Here is a 23,542-nt window from a genome sequence, read left to right on the forward strand (position 1 = left end):
GTCTTGCGTCCAGGGCGCCGCCGCCCTGGCGGCTGCCCTACAGGACGCCGATCCACTATGGGTTCTTGTGCCCTTTAGGGTAGAAGCCCATGTGGAATCGTATGCCCCACAAGGGGACTCCGACTTTCTATGGGCTAAAGCCCATGAAAGATCGTATGCGCTACACTCGGCGATATGAAAATAGCCGCCTGGAATGTCAACTCCCTCAAGGTCCGCCTGCCCCAGTTGCTGGACTTTCTCGCCACCCGCCAGCCCGACGCGGTGTGTCTGCAGGAAACCAAGCTCACCGACGATGCCTTCCCCGTCGCCGACCTCGCCGCGGCGGGCTATCGCGTCGTGTTTTCCGGACAAAAGACCTACAACGGCGTCGCCATTCTCAGCCGCACCGAACCGGTCGACATGCAGGCCGGCATCCCCGGGTTCGACGACGAACAAAAGCGCGTGATCGCAGCCACGGTCGACGGCGTCCGCCTGGTGTGCGTGTACTGCCCCAACGGCCAAAGCCTCGATTCCGACAAATACCCCTACAAACTCGCCTGGTTCGATGCGCTGGCCGCCTGGCTGAAGGATGAACTGGTGCGCCATCCCCGGCTCGCCGTGCTCGGCGACTACAATGTCGCCCCGGAAGACCGTGACGTGCACGACCCCGAAGTCTGGAAAGACTGCGTGCTGGTATCGGAACCCGAGCGTGCACGCTTCCGCGCCCTGCTGGAACTGGGTCTCAAGGACAGCTACCGCCTGTTCGAGCAGCCCGAAAAAAGTTTTTCCTGGTGGGACTACCGCATGATGGGCTTCCGCCGCAATCACGGCCTGCGCATCGACCACATCCTGCTCTCCGCCCCGCTCGCGTCCGCCTGCACGTCGAGCACCATCGACCGCGACATGCGCAAGCTGGAACGTCCGTCGGATCACGCGCCGGTACTGGCGGAGATCGGCCTGGATGCCTGAATCCCGGTTTTCCCTTTGCGTTCGACCTATAATTCCCACAGCCACGGCGCAGACCGGGGGGCCTGACAAGTATGTTCAACTTTCGACGGAGATTGTGATCATGAAAAAAACGATATTGGCTGTTCTCACGACGGGTTTGTTCAGCCTCCAGGCGTACGCTGCGGACACGGTCAAGATTGCCCTGACCGGCCCCTATACCGGTGGCTCGGCCCCGATGGGCGTGTCCATGCGGGACGGCGCCAAACTGGCGATCGAGGAAATCAACCGCGCCGGCGGCATCCAGGTAGGCGGCCAAAAGATGAAGATCGAAGTGGTCGAGCGGGACGACGAAGGCAAGAACGAGCGCGGCGCCCTGATTGCCCAGGAACTGTCTTCCATGGGCGACCTCGCGGGTGTCATCGGAACGGTGAATACCGGTGTCGTCCTCGCGGGCGACAAGTATTTCCAGGAAAAAGGTATCACCAAGATCATCACGCCGGCGGCAGGCTCCGCCTCCATGACCCAGTGGAGCAAGGCCGGTGTGAAGGACCTGTCCATCTTCCGCTTCTCCGCCGATGACGGCATCCAGGCCGCCATGGTGGTGGAGGAAGCCATCAACCGCAAGCTCACCAAGGTGGCGATCCTCCATGACTCGACCAACTACGGGGTATCCGGACGTGACGACCTGCTCGACCAGATCAAGAAGCAGGGCAACAAGCTGCAGGTGGTGGCCACCGAGAAATTCAACATCGGCGACAAGGACATGACCGCCCAGTTGCTGAAAGCCAAGTTCGGCGGCGCCCAGGGCATCCTGATCTGGGGCATCGGGCCGGAACTGGCAGCCGTGTCCAACGGCATGGCAAAGCTGCGGATGAAGCAGCCCCTGATCGGCGGCTGGACCCTGTCGATGTCCAACTACATCGACAACGCGGGCAAGAACGGCAATGGCACCCTGATGCCGCAGACCTTCATCGAGGATCCGATCACACCCAAGGTCAAGAGCTTCATTGACAGCTACCACAAGGCCTACGGCGTATCCCGCATTCCTTCGCCGATGTCCGCCGCCCAGGGCTATGACGCCGTCTATGTCTTCGCCGCCGCCGTCAAGCAGGCACAAAGCACCGATACCCACAAGATCAAGGATGCCCTGGAGGATCTTCGCGATCCGGTCAAAGGCGTGATCGCCACCTGGAAGCAGCCTTACGGCAAATGGGATCCGGCCAACGAGCAGACCCACGAGGCATTTCGCCGCGCTCAGGTGGTGATGGGGATGGTCCAGGATGGCCGGGTGGTGTTCGCCAACAAGGCCGATCGCCAGCGCCTGATCAAGGAAGCGGGCAAATAAGATAAACAAGAAGGGGAGGGGCATCATTCCCTCCCCGGCTGCCGACAGCCAATACGACACACGCTATGTATACCCTTTTGATCGTCCAGCTGGCCGTGAGTGGCGCGCTGATGGGCATGGTCTACGCGCTGATCGCCTACGGCTTCCAGTTGACCTTCGCCACCAGCAAGAGCATCAACTTCGGCCAGGGCGAACTGGTCATGCTGTCCGCCTTCTTCAGCCTGACCCTCATCGACAGCGGCCTGCCTTACTGGCTGGTGGTCCCGGGAGGCATGCTGTTCGGCGCGGTGCTGGGCCTGTTCGTCGAACGGGCGGCGGTACGCCTGTCGCTGGAGCAGAAGGGCGAGGGCTGGATCCTGCTCACCATCATCCTGGGCCTGCTGGGTTTCTCGGCAGCCGAAAACATCTGGGGCCGGGATGACCGGCCCTTCCCCACCCCGATTTCATCCGATCCCCTGCATTTCTTCGGCATCGACGTCACCCCGCTGGAACTGTCGGTAGCCATCGGCGTGCTGGCGGTCATGGGACTGGTGGAGTTGTTCAAGCGCAAGACCTTGCTGGGCAAGGCGTTCGAAGCGGTGTCGGCGGATCGTGATGCCGCCCAGTTGATGGGGATCTCGGCCACCCGCACGATCCAGCTCTCCTACGGCCTGTCGGGTCTGGTCGCGGCGCTGGCGGGCATCCTGGTGGCGCCGATCACCACGGTGGGACCGACCATGGCCTCGGTACTGATCCTCAAGGCCTTCTCGGTGGCCGTGGTGGCGGGGCTCGATTCCGGATTCGGGATCGTGCTGGTCGGCCTGTTCCTCGGCGCGCTGGAAAGCCTGACCAGTTTCTATCTCGGCAGCGGCTGGCGTGAGGCGCCCGGTCTGGTTCTGCTCATTCTTGCGCTGGCCGTGCGCCCCAACGGGGTGTTCGGCAAAGCCAGCATCCGGAAGGTGTAAGGGATATGTGGAAACGCCTGCTTCTGATCCGTGGCGCCGAACTGGCCGTCCTGGCGCTGCTTGCCGCGATTCCCCTGATGGTGGACAACAGCTATGTCCTGGGCTTGCTGACGCTGCTCGCCATCTACGGCATCCTGTTGATCGGTCTCGACGTCACGGTGGGCTATCTCGGCCAGGTGAACCTCGCCCAGGCCGCTTTTCTCGGCCTGGGCGCATATGCGGCCGGCCTCTGCGTGGCCAATTTCGACTTCGGCATGCTGGCGGCGCTGGCGGCGGCGCTCGTCGTGGGGCTCATCTTCGGCACCTTGCTGGCCTTCCCCGCGCTGCGCCTGGAAGGCCCGCAGTTCGCCCTGGCGACCCTGAGCTTCTCGGCACTTAGCGCGACCGTCTTGAATGAGTGGGAAGGCCTGACCTTGGGCGCTCAGGGCCTGCAGGTCAGCCGGCCGCCCTTCCTGGGGATGACGCTCGATGCGCCAGGCTTTTTCTGGCTGTGCCTGCTGCTGCTCGCCCTGGTCTGGATGGCGATGCGCAACCTGCTGTCTTCGCAATGGGGGCGCGCCTTCGAGGCCCTGCGCGACAGTCCCATCGCCACCGATGCCATGGGCGTCGGGACCTACCGCCACAAGGTCGCCGGCTTCGCCCTCGCGTCCGGGCTGGGCGGTCTGGCGGGCGGACTGTATGCCTTCAACTTCCAGTATCTGCAGCCGCAGAGTTTCGGTTGGGATCTGATGGTGATCCTGCTCCTCGGCGTGGTGCTGGGCGGGCGCAAGAGCCTGTGGGGCGCGCTGGTGGGCGCTTCCCTGATCGCCCTGCTGCCCAATCTGCTATCCAACCGGGGGCTGTTCCAGATATTTTCCGCGATCGGGCTGCTGATCGCCCTGGCGGCAGGCGGACAAGGCCTGCTGAAAAAGACCACCCGCCCGTTCCAAGCCCTTGCGCCTGTTGCGGCCATGGGCATTCTGATGGTGGGCAGCCTGATCGTGGAGAACACCGAGGACTGGCGCAAGGCGATTTTCGCGCTGATGCTGTTTTCCGTAGTGGTGGGTTTGCCGGAGGGCCTGATGGGTTTCGCCGCCCGTTTCCTGACCAAGCTGTTCCACATCGAGCCGCCTCGCCTGCCGGCGCCGGCCTCGCTGGATACCGTCCTGCCCAAACGGACCGCGAACGGCGGCGCGCTTCTGGAATTGCGCGGCCTGGAACGGTACTTCGGCGGTGTCAAGGCCGTGGACGGGGTGTCCATGACCGTACAGGCCGGAGAAATCCACGGCCTGATCGGCCCCAACGGTTCCGGCAAGAGCACTGCAGTGAACGTCATTTCCGGTCTCTACGTCCCGACCGGCGGCGACATGCTGCTGCGAGGCAAGCTCCTGCCCGTCGGCAGCCTGTTCAAGGTGGCGCGGACAGGCGTGGCACGCACTTTCCAGAACCTTCAGCTGTTCGGCGAACTCAGCGCCCTGGACAACGTCATGGTCGCGCTCAAGGACGTTTACCGCAGTCCGCTGCCGCTTGTCCTGTTGGGGCTGGCCCGGGCCGAAGAAAAACGCGCCAGTGCCGCCGCTCTGGCCTTGCTGGAGCTGGTGGGACTCGGAGACCAGGCCCGCAGCCTGGCCAAGGACCTTACCTACGGTGACCAGCGCTTCCTGGAAATCGCCCGCGCGCTGGCACGCAAACCTGAACTGCTGATCCTAGACGAGCCGGCGGCAGGGCTCGCCCATCCCGATGTGAACAAGCTGATGGACATCATCAAGCGCATTCATGAACGCGGCATCAGCATCATCCTGATCGAGCATCACATGGACGTGATCAGCGAATTGTGCGGGGTCGTGACGGTACTCGATGGCGGCAAGATCATCGCCGCCGGAACGGCGGAGCAGGTCAAACGCGATCCCAAGGTGATCGAGGCCTATCTGGGTGTAGTGGACGATCCGGCAGGCGCCGCCGTGCCCGCGCAGGCTGGATGAAGGGAAGGACGGAGCTGTGCTGACGGTCGAGAATCTGCATGCAGGATACGGGACGAGCGAAGTGCTCGTCGGCGTGTCGCTTGAAGTGAAAGCGGGCACGGTGGTGGCCCTAATCGGGGCGAACGGCGCGGGCAAGACCACCACCATGCGGGCGATATCCGGGATGATCCGGCCGAATCGCGGACGCGTGCTGCTGGACGGACGGCCGGTCCAGGATCAGGATGCCGCCCACATCGCCCGCCTCGGGTTGGCGCATTCGCCGGAAGGACGGAAGGTGTTCGGCCCCCTGACGGTGGAGGACAACCTGCTGCTGGGTGCCTATGGCCGCCTGCCCCGGTTCTTCGGCTTCCGCGCCCGAGCCGCCGCCGACCTGAAAAACATCTATGCACTGTTTCCGCGCCTCGAGGAACGGCGCTTGCAGACGGCCGGCACCTTGTCGGGCGGAGAACAGCAGATGCTCGCGATCGGCCGCGCCCTGATGTCCAAGCCCAAGGTCATGCTGCTGGACGAGCCCTCCATGGGGCTTGCCCCCATCATCGTGCAGGAGGTGTTCCACACCATCCGCCGTCTCAAGGAAACCGGCATCACCTTGTTGCTGGTGGAACAGTTCGCCAAGAGCGCCCTCGAAGTGGCGGACTACGCCTACGTGATGGACCGCGGTCACATCGCCATCGAAGGAACCCCCGCCCACCTGCGCGAGGACGAGCGCGTGCTCGCCGCCTACCTGGGCTGATCGTCTGGACGCCGCGCCCGATTCCCAGCGCGACCCGGCCTGATGGATATCTGGCAGGGTCTCCTGCTGGTCGGCGCGGGCGTGCTCGGTGGCGCGGCCAACGCCATTGCAGGAGGCGGAACCTTCTTTACCTTCCCGGCCTTGCTTGCGGTGGGCGTTCCTCCCGTAGCGGCCAATGCGTCCAACTCCTTCGCCATCTGGCCGGGCCATGCCCTGGCCTTGCTGAGCTATGGCAAGGAACTCGGGCAGCGGCGCAAGGAATTGCCTCGTCTGATGGCGGCGGCCGTGTGTGGTGGCGCGTTTGGCGGTTGGTTGATGGTTCACAGCACGGACCGCTATTTTATGCAGGCCGTCCCCTGGCTCCTCTTGTCTGCCACCCTCGCCTTCGCCTTCAAGGGGCCAATGCTGGCCTTCAGCCATCAGCTCTTTTCCACACACCACGGAGGAAAGGGTGCACTCGCCGCGTTTCTCACGTTCACACTCGGCGTCTACGGAGGCTATTTCAATGCCGGGCTCGGCATCATGCTGCTTGCCACCCTGACACTGTCCGGCATTGAGGATACGCACGAGCTGAACGGCGTGAAGAATCTGCTCGCCACGGGCATCACCACCGTATCCCTGGTTTTGCTGGTGGCCAGTAGCGTGATCGTCTGGATTCCCGCTTTGGTCACCCTGACGGGCGCGATAGTCGGAGGCGTGTTGGGAGGACGCCTGGCACGCCGCATTCCCCGGAGATGGCTGGAGGGCACTGTGATCGGACTGGGCAGCCTGCTCACCGCGGTCTATGGCTTCAAGGTTTACGCCTGAGTCCGACGAGCCAGGCAATCTCAGTACTGCACCACCGCCGGATCGAGACTTCGCCACAGATACCAGGTAGCGACGGTACGCCAGGGCGCGAAGCGCACGCCATGCTCACGCAAGGCCTGGGGCGTGGGACGCGCATCATCCAGATAATGCACCGCGACGGCTTTCTGCAGGCCGATGTCGTCGACCGGCCACACATCCGGGCGGCGCAGGCTGAAGATCAGGAACATCTCCGCCGTCCAGCGGCCGATGCCACGTACGTCGACGAGCTCGGCGATCACCGCCTCATCATCCATTTTTTTCCAGCGCGCTGGCTCGACGCGGCCATCGACGAAATGCCCGGCCAGGTCGCGCAGGTACTCGGCCTTGCGGCGCGACAGGCCGCACGCGGCCAGACCGTCCAATTCGAGCGTGGCGACATGCCCAGGCGTCACATGCCGGGCGAATTCGGCAAAACGCGCCCATACGCTGTCGGCAGCCTTGACCGAAATCTGCTGGCCGACGATGGCGCGCGCGAGCGTCTGGAAAGGGTCGCCGCGGTTGCCCAGCACCGCATCGGGATAACGCGCGATCAGCCCTGCCATCACCGGATCGCCTGCGCCGAGTTCGGTGCAGGCCTGGTGCCAGTAGGTCGGTTGCACCCGGGTTTTCACAGCAGGATGATGTCGTACTGCTCCTGCGGATAGGTCGTCTCGACCTGCAGCGACACCGGCTTGCCGATGAAGTCGATGAGTTGGGCGAGGCTGCCGGATTCCTCGTCGAGAAACAGGTCGATCACGCTTTGCGCGGCGACGATGCGGTATTCACGCGCACCGAACTGGCGCGCCTCGCGCAGGATTTCGCGCAGCACGTCGTAGCATACGGTCTGCGCGGTCTTGATTTCACCCCGTCCGGCGCAGGTGGGGCAGGGTTCGCACAGCACATGCGCCAGCGACTCCCGCGTCCGTTTGCGGGTCATCTCGACCAGACCCAGCGTGGAGAATCCGCTGACGGTAGTCCGGGTGGGATCGCGCGCCAGGGTTTTCTTCAGCTCGGTCAGCACCGCGTCCTGATGCTCCGCGTTGTCCATGTCGATGAAGTCGATGATGATGATGCCGCCGAGGTTGCGCAGACGCAGTTGGCGTGCGATGGCTTGCGCGGCCTCGAGATTGGTCTTGAAGATGGTGTCGTCGAAATTGCGCGCGCCGACGAAGCCGCCGGTGTTGACGTCGACCGTGGTCAACGCCTCGGTCTGGTCGATGATGAGATAGCCGCCCGACTTCAGGTCGACGCGCCGCCCCAGTGCCTTAGCAATTTCATCCTCGATGGCATACAGGTCGAACAGCGGCCGGTCGGCACCATAGTGCTGCAGCTTGTCGTGCACCGCATGCGTATAGTTTTTCGCGAACTCCGCCATGCGCTGATAGGTTTCGCGCGAGTCGATCAGGATGCGGCTGGTGTCGCGATTGACGAAATCGCGCAGCACGCGCAGCGACAGATCGAGATCCTGGTACAGCAGGCAGGGCACCGCGCAGTTGCCGCGAGACTGGATGCTGCTCCACAGCCGCCGCAGATAGTCGATGTCCGCCTGCATCTCGATGTCTTGCGCAGTTTCGGCCATGGTGCGCACGATGAAGCCACCGGTGGCGTCTTCCGGCATCAATTGATGCAGTTTCTGGCGCAGGTGCTCGCGCTCTTCCTCGCCTTCGATCTTCTGCGAGATGCCGATGTGGGTTTCCTGCGGCAGGTAGACCAGGTAACGGCCGGCGAAGCTGATCTGGGTGGACAGGCGCGCACCCTTGGTTCCGATCGGGTCCTTGATCACCTGCACCATCAGGCTCTGCCCTTCGTGCAGGATCTGCTCGATCGGGCGTTCCGCTTCGCCGTTGTGACGTTCTTCCCATATATCAGCCACGTGAAGAAAGGCGGCGCGCTCCAGCCCGATGTCGATGAAGGCCGACTGCATGCCCGGCAGCACGCGCACCACGCGTCCCATATAGATGTTGCTCACCAGGCCGCGACACTGGGCGCGTTCGATATGCAGTTCCTGTACCGCGCCCAGGTGCAGCACGGCAACACGGATTTCCTGCGGCGTGACGTTGACGAGGATTTCTTCGCTCATGGCAAATGCTGGATCCATTGCTAAATCAAAACCGACGCAAACATCCACGGCAACCGCGTGGCGCGCCCGGAAAGCGGGCCTCGGTTTTGATTTAGGAAAGGTTTGGTTAAATATCGCTCAGACAGCGAGACCGAAGGTCCTCAATAAAATGGCTGTGTCATATAACGGCAGGCCCATGATGCCGCTGTAGCTGCCGTCGATATGCTCGACGAACGCGCCGGCGCGCCCTTGGATGCCGTACGCGCCCGCCTTGCCGAGGTATTCACCGGTTTCCAGGTAGCGGCCGATGGCCGCCGCATCGAGCTCGGCCAGTCTGACCTGGCTGGAAGACAGGCGCATTTCCATCCGGTCTTCGTGCTGTACCGCCACAGCGGTGTGTACTTGATGCGTACGCCCCGACAAGCGCATCAGCATGGCTTCAGCGCCGGCGCGATCGGCCGGCTTGCCCAGAATGGCGCCGTCAAGCTCGACCACCGTGTCCGCACCCAGCACGGGAAAACGCAACAGACGGCGGGCGTCCACTGCGCGCCAGCCGCAGGCAGCCTTTTCGATTGCCATGCGCTGTGCGAAATCGGACGCCACCTCATTTGCGCGCGGAACCTCGACGACGTCCATGCGACCCGCCACCGCACGCAGCGCCAGCACGTCGAAGGCCACCCCGATCTGTTTCAGAAGCTCGCGCCGCCGCGGCGACTGGGACGCCAGATAGATTCGTTTGTCGACCAGCATGATTCTCGTTATTCCCCCTAGGGCGTGGTAACACTAATTTCGCACCCGCGTTGCCGCGAGAAAGCGATGGATGCAAGGCGCGTTGCGCTGGCAAGGGCCATCCCTTGCCAAGCGGCGCAACGCCGCAGACGCGCTTTCTCGCGGCAACCCGGAGGGACGGGCTGATTCGGGCGCATCCCTTTGTCGCGAGCCGCTTGCAGTAAATGACACTGCGGCCCGTCTCGCTTCGTGGGCTGCATCCCGAATCGGCCTCGTCGCGGGCGTGAAATTAGTGTTACCACGCCCTAATCCCGATGGTAGGGATGGCCCTTGATGATGCATACGGCACGATACAACTGCTCGGCCAGCAGCACCCGCGCCAGCGCATGCGGCAAGGTCAGTTTTGACAGGCCCAGCAGCTTGCCGGCACGCGTCTTCACGCTGGCGTCAAGACCGTCCGCCCCGCCGATGACAAATGCCGGCGACAGTCCCTCCGCCATCCAGCCTTGCAGCCATGCCGCGAGTTCGCGCGTGGTCGCCTGCGTGCCGCGCTCGTCGAGCACTACCGGCACACAGCCCGCAGGCAACCCGGCCAGGATACGCTCGGCCTCCAGCTGACGCGCACGTGACCCATCCTCTCCTGCCACCCGATGCCCGGGCTTGATCGCATTCAGGAGCAGCGGCATGTCCGGCGGCATACGCCGCGCGTAATCATCGTAGCCCGCATCGATCCAGCCAGGCATCTTGTGGCCGACGGCGATCACATGGAGTTTCATCGGGCCACGCCAATCCTAGTGGTCGGCTTGGATGTGCCGCGCGCGCGCTGCTTCGCCCGCGCCCCACAGTTCTTCCAGATTGTAATGGGCACGTGCGGCGGGCTGCATGACATGGACGATCACTTCGCCCAGGTCCAGCAGCACCCAGTCGCCCGTGTCCTCGCCTTCCGTGTTGCCCACGTATTCGCCCGCCTCTTTCATCTTGACGCGCACATTGTCGGCAAGCGCGCGTGTTTGACGGTTGGACGTGCCGCTGGCAATCACCATGCGTTCGAACAGCGAGGTGAGCTTGCTGGTATCGAGCACGGCGACGTCCTGGCCCTTGATGTCTTCAAGGGCGGCGACGATCAGTTTAACTTTCTCTTCAATATTCATGTGCATGCGTAAAGTTGGTATTCGTGAATGTAATCCAGCACGGCGTCGGGAAGCAGGTAACGCGCACTGTCGTGTCGGGCGAGCATGCCGCGGATCGCGGTAGCCGAAATGTCCAGCAGCGGGGTTGCGCGCAGCAGTATCGCACCGGCCGGCTGGGCGGCCGGATTGCGGCTGGCGACCTGACGTTGCGTCACTTCGCTTTTCAAGGGCTCCATTATGGCGCCCGGCTGCAGCAACTGTGCACCGGGCCGGGTCGCCACGGCAATATTCGCCAGTTCGAATAGCCCCCGCCAGTCGTGCCAGCCGGGCAGGCCGAGAAACGCATCCGCCCCCAGCAGCAGCCAGAGCGGCTGCTGCTGGCCCAGCTCGGCACGCAAGGCCATGAGTGTGTCGACCGTGTAGCTTGGCTGTGGGCGCTGCACCTCGCGCGCATCTGCCACAAAGCGCGGATTGCCATCGATCGCGCGACGCACCATTTCCAGCCGATGGCCGGCCGCCGTACGCGGCGCATCGCGGTGCGGCGGCTGCCCGGCAGGGATGAACAGGACGCGCTCAAGGGCCAGGGCATCGGCCATGTCCTCCGCCAGGCGCAGGTGGCCGAAATGGATGGGGTCGAAGGTGCCGCCCATCACGCCGATGGGCGACATGGCCTTATCCGCGGACGTGCCCATCTCCCAATACCACCCACTTCTGGCTGGTCAGGCCTTCCAGGCCGACCGGGCCGCGTGCGTGGATCTTGTCGGTGGAAATGCCGATCTCCGCGCCCAGGCCGTATTCGAAGCCGTCGGCAAAACGGGTGGAGGCGTTGACCACCACGCTGGCCGAATCGACCTCGCGCAGGAAACGCCGCGCCCGGCCATAGTCCTCGGTGACAATGGCATCGGTATGGTGCGAACCGTGGGTGTTGATGTGGGTCATCGCAGCGTCGACATCGTCAACCATTTTCACTGCAATGATGGGGCCGAGATATTCCTCGTCCCAGTCGGTGTCCACCGCAGCCTTCAGCTTGTCCGCCGCGACACCTGCACCCATCAGGATGCCCAGCGCCTCGGGACAGCAGCGCATTTCCACCCCTTTGCCCGTCAGCATTTTCCCGATCTCGGGCAGCACCGTCGCGGCGACTCCGCGCGCCACCAGCAATGATTCCGCGGTGTTGCAGGTGCCGTAGCGCTGCGTCTTGGCGTTCTCGACGATTTTCACGGCTTTCGCCAGATCGGCGCGGTCGTCGACGTACACATGGCAGTTACCGTGCAGATGCTTGATCACCGGCACCCGCGCTTCGCCGGTGATGCGCTCGATCAGGCCCTTGCCGCCGCGCGGCACGATGACGTCGACGTAATCCTTCATGGTGATGAGTTCGCCCACCGCGGCGCGGTCGGTGGTCTCGATCACCTGTACCACGGTCGCGGGCAACCCGGCGGCTTCCAGCCCTTCGCGCACGCAGGCGGCGATCGCCTGGTTGGAGTGCAGTGCTTCGGAACCGCCGCGCAGGATCGCCGCGTTGCCGGATTTGAGGCACAGCCCGGCGGCGTCCGCCGTCACGTTGGGGCGCGCTTCGTAGATGATGCCGATGACACCGAGCGGCACCCGCATCTTGCCAACCTGGATGCCGGAAGGGCGGTACTTGAGGCCGTCGATCTCGCCGATCGGGTCGGGCAGTGCGGCAATCTGTTCCAGGCCATCGGCCATGCCCGCTATGGTCCTGTCGGTCAGCTGCAGACGGTCGAGCAGCGCCGTATCGTAGCCCGAACTGCGTGCATGCTCCATGTCGCGCATATTGGCCTCGAGCAATTTTGCGGCATCGCGCCGGATCGCCATCGCCATGGCCTGCAGGGCACGGTTCTTCTGGTTGGTGTCGGCACGGGCAATCATGCGCGAAGCTTCGCGCGCCTGTTTGCCCACCGTCTGCATATAGCTTTTCACATCCATCATCTTGTCCTGTTCCCTGGCTGCCCGGAATCAGGTCCAGCCAGTGTCATACCCACGCGCAGCAGCGTATCCCAGGGGTCGCCCACGCGTTCCAGTCCCTTCGCCTGGCGGTCGATCAGCGCCAGATCGGCCAGTGCGGTTTCGACCTGCGCCAGGCTCAGGCGTTTCAGCGCCCGCTCGATCTGCGGTGCACGCTGCTTGTCGCGCCCCCAGAGCGTGCGCATCAAACCGGACAGGCTGTCGCCCTGTGCCAGCGCCAATTTTAGCCTGAGGAGCAACTGCACTGCCGATGACACCTGCCACAGGATGGCCGGTACCGCTTCGCCAGCATCCCTGAGATCGATGACCACCTGCGCAAATCGTACGCCGTCACCCGCATACAGCGCATCCTGCAGCGCATCGGCTTCGAGCCGGCTGACATCGACCACCGCATGTTCGACATCGGCCAGCGTCACCGTTCCTGGCGGCAGCAACAGCGCGAGTTTGTCGATTTCCTGCTGGGCGGCCAACAGATTACCCTCGACCTGGTCGGCCAGAAAATCCAGCGCAGCGCGTTCGGCGCGCAGGCCCTGCCGGGCCAACCGCCGATCGATCCAGTTAGGCAAGGCGGCGCGATCGACGGGTCGCGCCTCGACGACCACACCGCTTTTGGCGAGCGCCGCGAACCAGCGGCTTTGCATGGTCTTCCAGTCCAGTCCCGGCAGGCTGATGAGCGTAAGCGTATCGGCCGGCAGGCGGCCGGCGTAGGTCTCCAATGCCTTGGCGCCGTCGACGCCGGGCTTGCCGGAGGGAATGCGGATTTCGGTCAGGCGGCGTTCGCCGAACAACGAGAAATTATCGCCGCTGGCAAAAATGCCCTGCCAGTTGGTGCGCCCCTGCGCCGTAAACACGTTGCGTTCGCTGTGTCCCGCTGCGCGGGCCGCCGCACGAATGGCGTCGCCCGCCTCCTGTGCCGCCAGGGGCTCGTCGCCCACCACCACGTAAAGCGCGGCCAAGCCGCGCGCAAGCTGCTCGGGCAGGCGTTCAGCCGGGATGTTCATCGGCTGCTGGACTGGGCTTGATCGCCTGCAGACGGCGCACGATCCGCTGGGCGGCGTTGTCGTCCATATCGCGATACAGCAACTGCTCTTCCGCGCCCTTGGCCAGCACCTTGGTGTCGTCGTAAGTGATATCGCGCGTGAGTTCGAGAACCTCGGGCGCCGCCAGACGTTTCCCCGCCTTGTCGTTGACTGAATACGTCAGCCGCAGACCCAGGCGATATTCGGTAACGCGTCCCGCCCCGGACAAGGAAAGAATGATCTTGGTGCGTTCTTCCTGGCTGATCTTGAGCACCGCCTCGGCTTCGCCCGCACTCGCCGCCAGCCGGGTTTTCTTGTTCGAGGTCAGGCTGTTCCGGATGCGCTGCGCGACCAGGCTGCCGGCCGGCGCGTCGACATACAGGGTGGCAAACGGGATACCGTCATAGCGGCGCAGCTGGAAGCCGCACCCGGTCGCGAGGAGCGCCGGCACGGCCGCAAGGAAGAGTCGTCGGTTCATAGCACGATATTAACCAAACGCCCGGGCACCACCACCACTTTTTTCGGCGGCTGGCCTTCCAGGTATTTCTGGGCCGCGTCGCTCGCCAGCGCGGCGGCCTCGATCGCCGTCTTGTCGGCCGCCGCCGCCACGCGGATCTGCCCGCGCAGCTTACCGTTGACCTGCAGCATCAGTTCGATTTCGTCCTGTACGAGTGCAGATTCGTCGAACGCCGGCCACGCCAGCACGGCGCCCGGCTTGAGTTCGGCATAGAGGGATTCAGCGATATGCGGCACGATCGGCGCCAGCAGGGCAACAGCGGCTTCGAGCACTTCCTGGCGCACGCTGCGGGTGACGGCGTCGTCGCCCTCCAGCTTCGCCAGCGCATTCATCAATTCCATCACCGCGGCGATCGCCGTGTTGAACTGCTTGCGGCGTTCAATATCGTCGCTGACTTTCTGGATGGTCTGGTGCAGTTGGCGACGCAGGGTTTTGGCTGCGTCGGACAGCTCACCGCCGGCGAATGCCGCGACCACACCACCCTGCACGTGCTCGTAGGCCATCTTCCACAGGCGCTTGAGGAAGCGGTGCGCGCCCTCTACGCCTGCATCCGACCATTCCAGGCTCTGTTCCGGTGGCGCCGCGAACATGGTGAACAGGCGCGCGGTGTCGGCGCCATACTGGTCGATCAGCGCCTGCGGGTCGACGCCGTTGTTCTTCGACTTCGACATCTTCTCGGTGCCGCCGACGACCACCGGCTGGCCGTCGGATTTCAGGATCGCCACGCCATCCTTCGTTTCGACGTCGGCCGGGTTGAACCAGGTCTTCTTGCCGTCGGCCGCCTCGCGGTAATAGGTGTCGGCGACGACCATGCCCTGCGTCAAGAGATTGGCGAACGGCTCGTCGCTCGCCACCAGCCCCTCGTCGCGCATCAGCTTGTGGAAGAAGCGCGCGTACAGCAGGTGCAGGATCGCGTGCTCGATGCCGCCGATGTACTGATCGACCGGCAGCCACTGGTTGGCCCGCGCATCGAGCATGCCGCCGGCGAAATCAGGGCAGGCATAGCGCGCGTAGTACCACGACGACTCGACGAAGGTATCCATGGTGTCGGTCTCGCGCCGCGCCGCGCCGCCGCACTTCGGGCATGTGCAATTAACAAAGTCGGCGCGCTTGTTGAGCGGGTTGCCGGAACCGTCGGGCACCACGTCCTCGGGCAGCACCACCGGCAGCTGCTCGGCCGGCACCGGCACGTCGCCGCAGGCGTCGCAGTGGATGATGGGGATGGGGCAGCCCCAGTAGCGCTGGCGCGAAATACCCCAGTCGCGCAGGCGGAACTGGGTTTTCTTCTCGCCGAGGTTCAGCGCGGCGAGGTCGGCGGCGATGGCGTCGACCGCGGCCTCGTAGCCGAGGCCGTCGTATTTAGCGGAATTGACACAGCGACCGCGCGCCTTGTCGCCATACCATTCCTGCCAGGCGTCGAGCGAGAAGGTTTCGCCTTCGACCCCAACCACCTGCTTGATCGGCAAGCCGTATTTCTGCGCGAAGCCAAAATCGCGCTCGTCGTGCGCCGGCACGGCCATCACCGCGCCTTCGCCGTAGCTCATCAGCACGTAGTTGCCGACCCAGACGGGCACCTGTTCGCCGGTGAGCGGATGCGTCACCTTAAGGCCGGTGTCCATGCCCTTCTTTTCCATCGTCGCCATGTCGGCCTCGGCGACGCTGCCCTGCTTGCACTCATTGATGAACGCAGCGAGCGCGGGGTTGTCGGCAGCGGCGCGAGTGGCGAGCGGATGCTCGGCGGCGACGGCGCAGAAGGTCACGCCCATGATGGTGTCGGCGCGGGTGGTGAACACCCACAGCTGCTCGTCCTTGCCGTCCATCTGATAGGGGAAGGCGAAGCGCACGCCGACGCTCTTGCCGATCCAGTTGGCCTGCATGGTCTTGACGCGCTCGGGCCAGCCCGGCAGATGGTCCAGACCGCTCAGCAGCTCGTCGGCATATTGGGTAATCCGGAAGAAATACATCGGGATGTCGCGCTTCTCGACCAGCGCGCCAGAGCGCCAGCCTCGGCCCTCGATCACCTGCTCGTTGGCCAGCACGGTCTGGTCGACCGGGTCCCAGTTGACGGTGGCCATCTTCTTGTAGATCACGCCCTTCTCGAACAGGCGGGTGAACAGCCACTGCTCCCAGCGGTAGTAGTCGGGCTTGCAGGTGGCCAGTTCGCGCGACCAGTCGATCGCGAAGCCCAGCGCCTGCAGCTGCGTGCGCATGTGGTCGATGTTGGCGTAGGTCCAGGCGGCGGGCGGCACGTTGTTGGCGATGGCGGCGTTCTCCGCCGGCAGGCCGAAGGCGTCCCAGCCCATCGGTTGCATCACGTTGAAACCGCGCAGGGCGTGGTAGCGCGCCAGCACGTCGCCGATGGTGTAGTTGCGCACGTGGCCCATGTGCAGCTTGCCCGACGGATAGGGGAACATCGACAGGCAATAGTATTTGGGGCGATCGGACGCGTCGCGGGCGCGGTAGACCTGGTTGGCCGCCCATTGCGCTTGCGCGGCGCGCTCGATTTCCGAGGGAAGGTATTTTTCTTGCATCAAAACCGCTCAAAATAGTGAAAATGCTGGTGGGCGATTATACCTATCGCCTTCATGCGGCCGCCGCATGGCAGGATGACGCTATTTTCGGTGCACCCGGGAGAAACCGCATGCCCTGTCGAACGCTTCGCCTGATTCTGCTGTGGCTGCTGGCCGGGTGGCAATTCGCCTGGGCGGATCCGCCGCCGGCAGAAGCCCCGGCCGCTTCAACCGATGTCCTGCAGCAGCTCAAGTCTGCGCCCAGCCGGGGACTGCTTTACGAAGTCAGCCGGGACGGGAAGACCGCCTATCTTTTCGGCACGATACACGTCGGCAGGCCGAATTTCTTTCCGCTCGACCTCGTCGTCACCCAGGCCCTGGCGCAATCCAGCGAACTGGTGGTCGAACTCGACGCCACCCAGGGCGACAAGATGCAAGCCGCCGTGCAGCGTCATGCCGTCCTGCCCGATTCCCAACGTCTCGATTCCCTGCTGTCCCCCTCCCTCCGGAAACGGCTGCAAACCCAGCTCGACACCCTGGGGATCCCTCGCGACTCGCTTCAGGCATACAAACCCTGGATGGCCGCGTTATCGATCATGATGGGCGCCATGCAGGCATCGGGCTTCGAGCCGGCCTATGCCACCGATCTGTACCTGATCGCACTGGCGAAGGGGCTCAACAAGCCGATCGATGAACTGGAAAGCATCGACTATCAGCTCGAGCTTTTCGACAGCACCACGCGCCAGGAACAACTCGCCTTTCTCGATGAAACACTCCGAATGCTGGAGCAGGGCCGGCTACGTGGCGACACCCAGGCACTCGTCGATGCCTGGCTCGATAGCGATGCGCAGGCCCTGCAGCAGCAATCGCTGGCATCGATGCGCGAGAACCCGCGTTCGGCACGCTGGATGCAGCAAAAACTGTTTACCGAACGCAACCGTCACATGGCGGCGAGCATCGACCGCATGCTCGCCGCAGGCCGCCAGCCCTTTGTCGCCATCGGCGCCCTGCACCTGACCGGCGCGGACGGCGTGCCTGCGTTGCTGGCAATGCGCGGTTATCGCATCAAGAACCTTTACCCCTGAGGAGGCCCCATGAAAAACCTGCTTTTGCCCACGTTGATCGCTCTCGCCTTCCCGGCTGCCGCCGCCCAGCCCGACGTCCTGCCGGTCAAGCAGATCAGTCTCGAACTCGCGCGCGACATCGCCATGGGCGCTGTCGAAGCCTGCCGGGGGCAGGGATATAACGTATCCGCCGTCGTACTCGATCGCGCCGGCAACGTTCAGGCCGCACTGCGCGACACACTGGCGGCGCGCCACACCCTCGAAATCGCCGAACGCAAGGCCGGCATGAGCATCATGTCCGGCATCGATTCCGGCGAATTCCGCGCCGCTCGCGGCGACATCCGTCCTGAACTCAACCATATCGACGGCCTCATCGTGATGGAAGGCGGCCTGCCGATCCGGGCTGCCGGCAGCCTGATCGGCGCGGTCGGGGTGTCGGGCGCACCCGGCGGCGACAAGGACGCCGCCTGCGCCGCCGCCGCCCTGCAGAAAGTCGAGGAACGCCTGGAATTCGCCTCGTAGCGCATTACGGCGAGACGCCCGCGCTGGCTGCGCGTTTGTTGCCACCCACGACTCCTTAACGCGCCCGCGAGCGCATGCGCCGTCGCTACTACCACGGCCTACGCCTTGCGGTTAAAATGGCGCGTTTCGCTTTCATTCTCATACCTCTTCAGGGAGTCCCAGCATGTCCAAGAAGCATCCCGTCATTGCGGTCACGGGTTCATCCGGCGCCGGCACCACCACCGTCAAGCGCGCGTTCGAGCACATCTTCTTCCGCGAAAAAATCAATGCCGCCGTCATCGAAGGCGACAGCTTCCACGCCCTGTCGCGGGTGGAATTCAAGGAAGCCGTGAAAAAAGCCGAAGCCGAAGGCAACATGTCGTTCAGCCACTTCGGCCCGGAGGCCAACCACTTCGCCAAGCTGGCCGAACTGTTCGAAACCTACGGCAAGACCGGCGGCGGCAAGAAGCGCTACTACATTCACAGCGACGAAGAAGCCGCCGAGCACAACAAGCGCCTCAACACCAGTCTCAACCCGGGCGAGTTCACCCCGTGGGAAGACGTGCCCGCCGGCTCCGACGTGCTGTTCTATGAAGGCCTGCACGGCCTGGTGAAGACCGACGACGTCGACGTTGCCAGGCACGTCGACCTCGGCATCGGCGTGGTACCCATCGTCAACCTCGAGTGGATCCAGAAGATCCATCGCGACGGCGCCGAGCGCGGCTATTCGGCCGACGTCATCGTCGACACCATACTGCGCCGCATGCCGGACTACGTGAACTACATCACGCCGCAGTTCTCGCGCACCGACATCAACTTCCAGCGTGTCTCCACCGTCGACACCTCCAACCCTTTCATCACACGCGACATCCCGACGCCGGACGAGAGCTTCATCGTGATCCGCTTCCGCGAACCGAAGGGCGTCGATTTCCCCTACCTGCTGAACATGATCCCGAACTCCTTCATGTCGCGCCGCAACACCATCGTGGTGCCGGGCGCCAAAATGGGCTTCGCCATGGAACTGATCCTGGCGCCGCTGATCCAGGACATGATCGCGAACAAGAACAAGTAAACACAGTGGGGCCGGTTGTGACCGGTCTCGCCCCAAACGAAAACGGAGCCAGGCGGCTCCGTTTTCATTTGGCATCGAGAAATTCATCCTTGCCAAGCCGTAGGATACGCTGTGCGCGCAAACGCTTCGAACCGGCTAGCCTCAAGCGGTTTGCTGAAGTAATACCCCTGCACCTCGCGGCATCCCTGTTCGTGCAGGAAAGTCAACTGACCGTCCGTCTCGACGCCTTCTGCGATGGTGAGCAATCCCAGGCTGTCTGCCAGACGGATGATGGCGCTGACGATGGCACGATCTTCCGGGTCCTCGGCGATCCCCCTGACGAAGGACTGGTCGATCTTAAGGCGATGGACCTTGAAACGTTTCAGATAGCTCAGGGAGGAATACCCGGTTCCGAAGTCGTCGATCGACATGCGAATACCGCGTTCATACAGGTTGTCCATGATCGCGATGGCTGCCGGCGCGTCATCCATCGCCACGCTTTCGGTCAGCTCCAGTTCCAGGTACTGCGGCGGCAGCCCGACTTCTTCAAGGATCTGGCTGACCCGTTCAGGCAGATGGGGATGGCGGAACTGCACGGCCGACAGATTGACCGCCATGGCCATGGGCGCCAGCCCCCCATCCACCCAGGCTTTCATCTGCTGCACGGCACTGCGCATGGCCCATTCGCCGATCGGCAGAATCTGTCCGCTTTCTTCCGCAATCGGGATGAACTCGGCTGGCGCGATCGTGCCGATCTCGGGATGCTCCCAGCGTAGCAGTGCCTCCACGCCGATGAGCCCTCCGTCATGCAATGAAAACTGGGGCTGGTAGTGCAGGCTCAGCTGGTTGCGTTCCAGTGCGCGGCGCAAGGCGTTTTCCATCTGCAGATTGCGTGCCGAGCGCGCCTGCATTTCCGCAGTGAAAAAACGGTAGGTATTGCGCCCGTCGTGCTTGGCGCGATACATGGCGGCATCGGCACATTTGGAGAGCGCCTCGAAGTCCTCGCCATCACTGGGATACATGGCAATGCCGATGGACAGCGTCACGCCCAGTTCAAACCCCTCGATCTGGTAAGGCTGTGCCACGGCTTCCAGCAGTTTTTCGGCCACATGTGCCGCGCCGCCGCTATCGGTGGTGGGCAGGATCAGGATGAATTCGTCGCCACCCTGGCGTGAAACCGTGTCCACGTCGCGTATGGCGTCTTTCAGGCGGCCGGCGACGGTGATCAGCAATTCGTCGCCAATGCGGTGGCCCAACGTGTCGTTGACATTCTTGAAGTGGTCGAGATCGGCGAACAGGATGGCAACCTGCGTGCCATTACGCTGGGCTGCACTGAGTTCATGGCTGATGCGGTCGCCAAGCAGTGCGCGGTTCGGTAGCCCGGTAAGGGGGTCGAAATGCGCAAGACGCTGGATGTGCGCCTGTGCCGCCTTGCGCTGGGTGATATCGCTTGCAATACCGATGTAGTGGCTTACTTCGCCCTTCTCGTCGCGCACCTGGATGATCGAGAGCAGCTCCGGGTACAGGCTGCCGTCCTTGCGGCGATTCCAGACCTCGCCCTGCCAGCGGCCGTGTGCGGCGATGTCGGCCCACATCGCCGCGTAGAACGCCTTGTCGTGACGTCCCGAGGACAGCATGCGCGGATTTCGCCCCAGCACGTCGGCCTCGCTATAGCCGCTGATCGCAGTGAATGCCTGGTTGACCATCACGAGGTTGTGCTGGGCGTCGGTGATCATGATGCCCTCGCCGCTTTGCTCGTATACCTTGGCCGCGAGACTGACTTGCGCCTCGGCCTGCTTGCGTTTGCTGATGTCGACGAACGTCGCGATCGCACCTACCGTCACACCGTCGACGACGATGGGATTGGACCAGTATTCGACCGGAATCGGCGTGCCATCCTTGCGCCAGAACACCTCGTCGGACACATTGACCGCCTGGTTGGACAGGTAGGCGCGATGCATCTTGCATTCGCTTTCCGGATAAGCGCGCCCATCATGATAGGAATGATGAATCAGGTCGTGGGTGGACTTGCCCAGCACTTCCCGCTCATCCTGGTAGCCCAGTATGTGCAGGAAAGCGCGGTTGGCAAACGTACACTTTCCCTCGAAATCCACACCGTAGGCGGCCTCCGCCATCGAATCGAGCAGCAGTTGAAGACGCTCCCGCGAGTCGCGCAACGCCTGTTCCGCCCGCTTGCGCTCGGTAATATCCTCCCCGGAAGAAAGCACGCTCTTCACTCTGCCCGCTGCGTCCCGCAGGACCGCGTTATGCCAGGCCACGATGCGCTCCTCTCCGCCCTGGGCCAGGATCGCATTCTCCGTGTATTCGACCGGTGTGACATTCCCTTCCAGCATCTGGGCGAACCTGGCCCTGACCTCGTTTCGTATGCGTTCAGGCAGGAAATGCTCAAACCAGTCCTTGCCGAGAATGTCCGTCTCCGGCACGCCCAGCATTTCACAGCCCTTGCGATTGACGAGCTCGACGCACCCCGCGATGTTCAGCGCAACCAGCATCACGCCGGCGACATTCAGGTATTGCTGGGTGCGCTCCTGCGAATCGCGCAGGGCCCGTTCCGCCTCGACCCGGGCGGTGATGTCTCGGGCGATGCCCAGCACGCCGACCAGCCGCCCCGCCGTATCGAACATGGGCGTCTTGACCGTCTCGAACAATCCGCCACCACCGTCGGCGAAGTTCAGCCATTCCTCGTTGACGCTCGGCTTTCCGGCCTCCATGGCCGTGCGATCGTGCGCGCGAAAAAAATCCGCCTGTTCCTTGTCGACGAAATCGTAGTCGGTCTTGCCGACGATATCAGCTTCGCTGGCGCCGACGAAGTGCGCGAACATCGGATTGCAATCCAGAAAGACCCCTTCCGAATCCTTCAGCCAGACCAGGTCGGGAATGGCATCGAGCGTGGCCCGCAGCTTGCGCTGCGTCATCAGGATTTCGGCGGTGCGCTGCTCGACACGCGCCTCGAGCAGTTGTTTGTGCGCTTTCAACACAAACAGAAGCCAGACCAGGTAGCCCAGCATCAGACTGAACACCAGCGCCAGCACGGTCATGCCCGAGAGCCTGAACGGCTGCGCCCATCCTGCGGCCGGTGCCACGCTCAGCATCCAGGTGGCATTGGGGACCTGTACAGCCTGCACGACAGGATTGACGAGCGACATGCTCGAGGAACGAAGGATGACCTGCTTTTTCCCGCTGCCCGGCTGGACGCGCCACAGTTCATAGGCCAGGCCCTCGTCGTCGAGATGGCTCAGATGGGCCTGATCGAGCGCCCCCGGCAGGCGCATCACGACCATGGTGAATCCCCAGAATAACGGATGTCCCGTCCTGTCTTCAAGGAACACCGGCAAACGTCCTACGATCCCCGTTCCGCCGATCGCCAGTTCAAGCGGCCCGGCGAGGGTCAGCTTGCCGCTGTCGCGGGCGCGCAAGGCGTCGTCGCGAAGCGCCGGGGCATTCAGCAGATCCAGGCCGATGCCGGCCCGGTTGCCGGGCGCCATGTCCCGGACAATTCCGTCAGGCGCCAGTGCCAGCGCGGATACGCCGGGATATAACGGCAGGATCGTCGCAGCCAGGGACGCGAAATCGGGGACGCGCCCCTGTCCCTGGCGCACCAGGGCCGCCAGGGTCTGGCTGGCAGACAGCGCGTGCTCGATGGCGTATTCGATCGAATGCACATGGTCGGCGGCAAGACGGGCCACGCGCGCACGTTCGGATTCCCGGGAATTCTGTTCAAACTGCCAGACGAGCGCACCCGACACGATGGCGGAGAGGAGAAAAACAATCACGCCCACAAGCAGCGGACGGTTGAGATGGTGCGTGTCTGGAACCGCCATTGCGCTCGACCCCATCGTCATGAACAAGGATCCTCGGTAATCGTGGTGTAACGCCATCCAACTGCCACATCATAGTCGGTCTTTCCGCACAGGCGACGGCAAACCGGGGCCGCGCATTCAGATCATCGCGAACCCGACCAGGGCGACCTCGTCTCCGTCCTTGACGGGCGACGATTTTTCAACGAACTGCTTGTTGATCGTGACGTTCAGCTTGGGATTGCCGAGCAGCATTTTTTTCCATATTTCGCCGCGCTGGGACAACACGAACAACAGGCGCTCGACGTCGGTCACGTCGGGCGGCAGGGCGATCTCGTCTGACACCATGCCAAGCGTGTCCACGAGATCGCCAAAAAACAAAATTTTCACCATCTGTAGACCTTTATAATCTGCGATTGA

The 23,542-nt window shown here is 63.5% G+C and carries 21 protein-coding genes; 9 read left to right on the forward strand and 12 right to left on the reverse strand.

All coding sequences use genetic code 11. The annotated features are described in order from the left end of the window. Positions 1-174: 174 nt before the first annotated feature. The 6 genes from xth to ABT23_RS01465 all read left to right on the forward strand — a co-directional run bounded on the left by xth (position 175) and on the right by ABT23_RS01465 (position 6,717). On the forward strand, positions 175-948 hold the full coding sequence (xth, locus tag ABT23_RS01440) for an exodeoxyribonuclease III (protein ID WP_296630108.1): 774 nt from the start codon (positions 175-177) through the stop codon (positions 946-948). 100 nt (positions 949-1,048) lie between these two features. After that, positions 1,049-2,272, forward strand: coding sequence for an ABC transporter substrate-binding protein (locus ABT23_RS01445; protein WP_296630110.1), 1,224 nt, complete (start codon positions 1,049-1,051; stop codon positions 2,270-2,272). A gap of 65 nt (positions 2,273-2,337) precedes the next feature. After that, on the forward strand, positions 2,338-3,216 hold the full coding sequence (locus ABT23_RS01450; RefSeq protein WP_296630114.1) for a branched-chain amino acid ABC transporter permease: 879 nt from the start codon (positions 2,338-2,340) through the stop codon (positions 3,214-3,216). A 5-nt stretch (positions 3,217-3,221) separates the two neighbouring features. Then, complete coding sequence (locus ABT23_RS01455; protein ID WP_296630116.1) at positions 3,222-5,177, forward strand: branched-chain amino acid ABC transporter ATP-binding protein/permease; 1,956 nt, start codon at positions 3,222-3,224, stop codon at positions 5,175-5,177. Between the two features lie 16 nt (positions 5,178-5,193). Further along, complete coding sequence (locus tag ABT23_RS01460) at positions 5,194-5,910, forward strand: ABC transporter ATP-binding protein (RefSeq protein WP_296630120.1); 717 nt, start codon at positions 5,194-5,196, stop codon at positions 5,908-5,910. A 42-nt stretch (positions 5,911-5,952) separates the two neighbouring features. Further along, complete coding sequence (locus tag ABT23_RS01465; RefSeq protein WP_296630123.1) at positions 5,953-6,717, forward strand: sulfite exporter TauE/SafE family protein; 765 nt, start codon at positions 5,953-5,955, stop codon at positions 6,715-6,717. Between the two features lie 20 nt (positions 6,718-6,737). Here ABT23_RS01465 and ABT23_RS01470 read toward each other — a convergent pair whose 3' ends face one another. The 10 genes from ABT23_RS01470 to leuS all read right to left on the reverse strand — a co-directional run bounded on the left by ABT23_RS01470 (position 6,738) and on the right by leuS (position 16,709). Beyond that, positions 6,738-7,355, reverse strand: coding sequence for a DNA-3-methyladenine glycosylase (locus ABT23_RS01470; protein ID WP_296630125.1), 618 nt, complete (start codon positions 7,353-7,355; stop codon positions 6,738-6,740). Positions 7,356-7,363: 8 nt separating this feature from the next. Further along, positions 7,364-8,815, reverse strand: coding sequence for a ribonuclease G (rng, locus tag ABT23_RS01475; RefSeq protein ID WP_296630128.1), 1,452 nt, complete (start codon positions 8,813-8,815; stop codon positions 7,364-7,366). Positions 8,816-8,932: 117 nt separating this feature from the next. Then, complete coding sequence (locus ABT23_RS01480) at positions 8,933-9,544, reverse strand: nucleoside triphosphate pyrophosphatase (protein WP_296630132.1); 612 nt, start codon at positions 9,542-9,544, stop codon at positions 8,933-8,935. A 284-nt stretch (positions 9,545-9,828) separates the two neighbouring features. After that, the gene (rlmH, locus tag ABT23_RS01485; RefSeq protein ID WP_296630134.1) at positions 9,829-10,299 is read right to left on the reverse strand and encodes a 23S rRNA (pseudouridine(1915)-N(3))-methyltransferase RlmH; all 471 of its coding nucleotides are present in this window, start codon (positions 10,297-10,299) and stop codon (positions 9,829-9,831) included. A gap of 15 nt (positions 10,300-10,314) precedes the next feature. Further along, on the reverse strand, positions 10,315-10,674 hold the full coding sequence (rsfS, locus tag ABT23_RS01490; RefSeq protein ID WP_296630137.1) for a ribosome silencing factor: 360 nt from the start codon (positions 10,672-10,674) through the stop codon (positions 10,315-10,317). Next, positions 10,671-11,321, reverse strand: coding sequence for a nicotinate-nucleotide adenylyltransferase (nadD, locus tag ABT23_RS01495; protein ID WP_296630140.1), 651 nt, complete (start codon positions 11,319-11,321; stop codon positions 10,671-10,673). The genes rsfS and nadD overlap by 4 nt, the downstream gene beginning before the upstream one ends. A 4-nt stretch (positions 11,322-11,325) precedes the next feature. Then, on the reverse strand, positions 11,326-12,606 hold the full coding sequence (locus tag ABT23_RS01500; protein ID WP_296630145.1) for a glutamate-5-semialdehyde dehydrogenase: 1,281 nt from the start codon (positions 12,604-12,606) through the stop codon (positions 11,326-11,328). Continuing rightward, positions 12,603-13,643, reverse strand: a complete 1,041-nt coding sequence (gene holA / locus ABT23_RS01505) for a DNA polymerase III subunit delta (protein WP_296630147.1) — start codon at positions 13,641-13,643, stop codon at positions 12,603-12,605. Before holA ends, ABT23_RS01500 begins: the two co-directional genes overlap by 4 nt. Further along, positions 13,627-14,139: an LPS assembly lipoprotein LptE gene (lptE, locus tag ABT23_RS01510; RefSeq protein ID WP_296630150.1), complete on the reverse strand. Its 513-nt coding sequence runs from the start codon at positions 14,137-14,139 to the stop codon at positions 13,627-13,629. Before lptE ends, holA begins: the two co-directional genes overlap by 17 nt. Then, complete coding sequence (gene leuS / locus ABT23_RS01515) at positions 14,136-16,709, reverse strand: leucine--tRNA ligase (protein ID WP_296630153.1); 2,574 nt, start codon at positions 16,707-16,709, stop codon at positions 14,136-14,138. The genes lptE and leuS overlap by 4 nt, the downstream gene beginning before the upstream one ends. A gap of 110 nt (positions 16,710-16,819) precedes the next feature. Here leuS and ABT23_RS01520 point away from each other — a divergent pair, with 110 nt between their 5' ends. From ABT23_RS01520 to ABT23_RS01530, 3 genes are all read left to right on the forward strand, one after another. Then, positions 16,820-17,773, forward strand: a complete 954-nt coding sequence (locus tag ABT23_RS01520) for a TraB/GumN family protein (RefSeq protein ID WP_296630156.1) — start codon at positions 16,820-16,822, stop codon at positions 17,771-17,773. 9 nt (positions 17,774-17,782) lie between these two features. Then, a complete protein-coding gene (locus ABT23_RS01525) occupies positions 17,783-18,274 on the forward strand; it encodes a heme-binding protein (RefSeq protein ID WP_296630161.1) in 492 nt (163 codons plus the stop codon). A 163-nt stretch (positions 18,275-18,437) separates the two neighbouring features. Beyond that, a complete protein-coding gene (locus ABT23_RS01530) occupies positions 18,438-19,325 on the forward strand; it encodes a phosphoribulokinase (RefSeq protein WP_296630164.1) in 888 nt (295 codons plus the stop codon). A gap of 83 nt (positions 19,326-19,408) precedes the next feature. Here ABT23_RS01530 and ABT23_RS01535 read toward each other — a convergent pair whose 3' ends face one another. Then, entirely contained in the window at positions 19,409-23,146 is a 3,738-nt protein-coding gene (locus tag ABT23_RS01535) for a PAS domain S-box protein (protein ID WP_296630166.1), read from the reverse strand. A 117-nt stretch (positions 23,147-23,263) separates the two neighbouring features. Further along, positions 23,264-23,515: a MoaD/ThiS family protein gene (locus ABT23_RS01540; protein WP_296630169.1), complete on the reverse strand. Its 252-nt coding sequence runs from the start codon at positions 23,513-23,515 to the stop codon at positions 23,264-23,266. Between the last annotated feature and the right edge of the window lie 27 nt (positions 23,516-23,542).

Origin of the sequence: Thiobacillus sp. SCN 63-57, assembly GCF_001725555.1 — a bacterium.
Classification (GTDB): domain Bacteria; phylum Pseudomonadota; class Gammaproteobacteria; order Burkholderiales; family Thiobacillaceae; genus Thiobacillus.

Bases quoted from the DNA above. Each gene is read 5' to 3' on its own strand.
- xth (WP_296630108.1), top strand. From the start codon at position 175: ATGAAAATAGCCGCCTGGAATGTCAACTCCCTCAAGGTCCGCCTGCCC.
- ABT23_RS01445 (WP_296630110.1), top strand. From the start codon at position 1,049: ATGAAAAAAACGATATTGGCTGTTCTCACGACGGGTTTGTTCAGCCTC.
- ABT23_RS01450 (WP_296630114.1), top strand. From the start codon at position 2,338: ATGTATACCCTTTTGATCGTCCAGCTGGCCGTGAGTGGCGCGCTGATG.
- ABT23_RS01455 (WP_296630116.1), top strand. From the start codon at position 3,222: ATGTGGAAACGCCTGCTTCTGATCCGTGGCGCCGAACTGGCCGTCCTG.
- ABT23_RS01465 (WP_296630123.1), top strand. From the start codon at position 5,953: ATGGATATCTGGCAGGGTCTCCTGCTGGTCGGCGCGGGCGTGCTCGGT.
- rng (WP_296630128.1), bottom strand. From the start codon at position 8,815: ATGAGCGAAGAAATCCTCGTCAACGTCACGCCGCAGGAAATCCGTGTT.
- ABT23_RS01480 (WP_296630132.1), bottom strand. From the start codon at position 9,544: ATGCTGGTCGACAAACGAATCTATCTGGCGTCCCAGTCGCCGCGGCGG.
- rlmH (WP_296630134.1), bottom strand. From the start codon at position 10,299: ATGAAACTCCATGTGATCGCCGTCGGCCACAAGATGCCTGGCTGGATC.
- rsfS (WP_296630137.1), bottom strand. From the start codon at position 10,674: ATGAATATTGAAGAGAAAGTTAAACTGATCGTCGCCGCCCTTGAAGAC.
- nadD (WP_296630140.1), bottom strand. From the start codon at position 11,321: ATGTCGCCCATCGGCGTGATGGGCGGCACCTTCGACCCCATCCATTTC.
- ABT23_RS01500 (WP_296630145.1), bottom strand. From the start codon at position 12,606: ATGATGGATGTGAAAAGCTATATGCAGACGGTGGGCAAACAGGCGCGC.
- holA (WP_296630147.1), bottom strand. From the start codon at position 13,643: ATGAACATCCCGGCTGAACGCCTGCCCGAGCAGCTTGCGCGCGGCTTG.
- lptE (WP_296630150.1), bottom strand. From the start codon at position 14,139: ATGAACCGACGACTCTTCCTTGCGGCCGTGCCGGCGCTCCTCGCGACC.
- leuS (WP_296630153.1), bottom strand. From the start codon at position 16,709: ATGCAAGAAAAATACCTTCCCTCGGAAATCGAGCGCGCCGCGCAAGCG.
- ABT23_RS01520 (WP_296630156.1), top strand. From the start codon at position 16,820: ATGCCCTGTCGAACGCTTCGCCTGATTCTGCTGTGGCTGCTGGCCGGG.
- ABT23_RS01525 (WP_296630161.1), top strand. From the start codon at position 17,783: ATGAAAAACCTGCTTTTGCCCACGTTGATCGCTCTCGCCTTCCCGGCT.
- ABT23_RS01530 (WP_296630164.1), top strand. From the start codon at position 18,438: ATGTCCAAGAAGCATCCCGTCATTGCGGTCACGGGTTCATCCGGCGCC.
- ABT23_RS01535 (WP_296630166.1), bottom strand. From the start codon at position 23,146: ATGGCGGTTCCAGACACGCACCATCTCAACCGTCCGCTGCTTGTGGGC.
- ABT23_RS01540 (WP_296630169.1), bottom strand. From the start codon at position 23,515: ATGGTGAAAATTTTGTTTTTTGGCGATCTCGTGGACACGCTTGGCATG.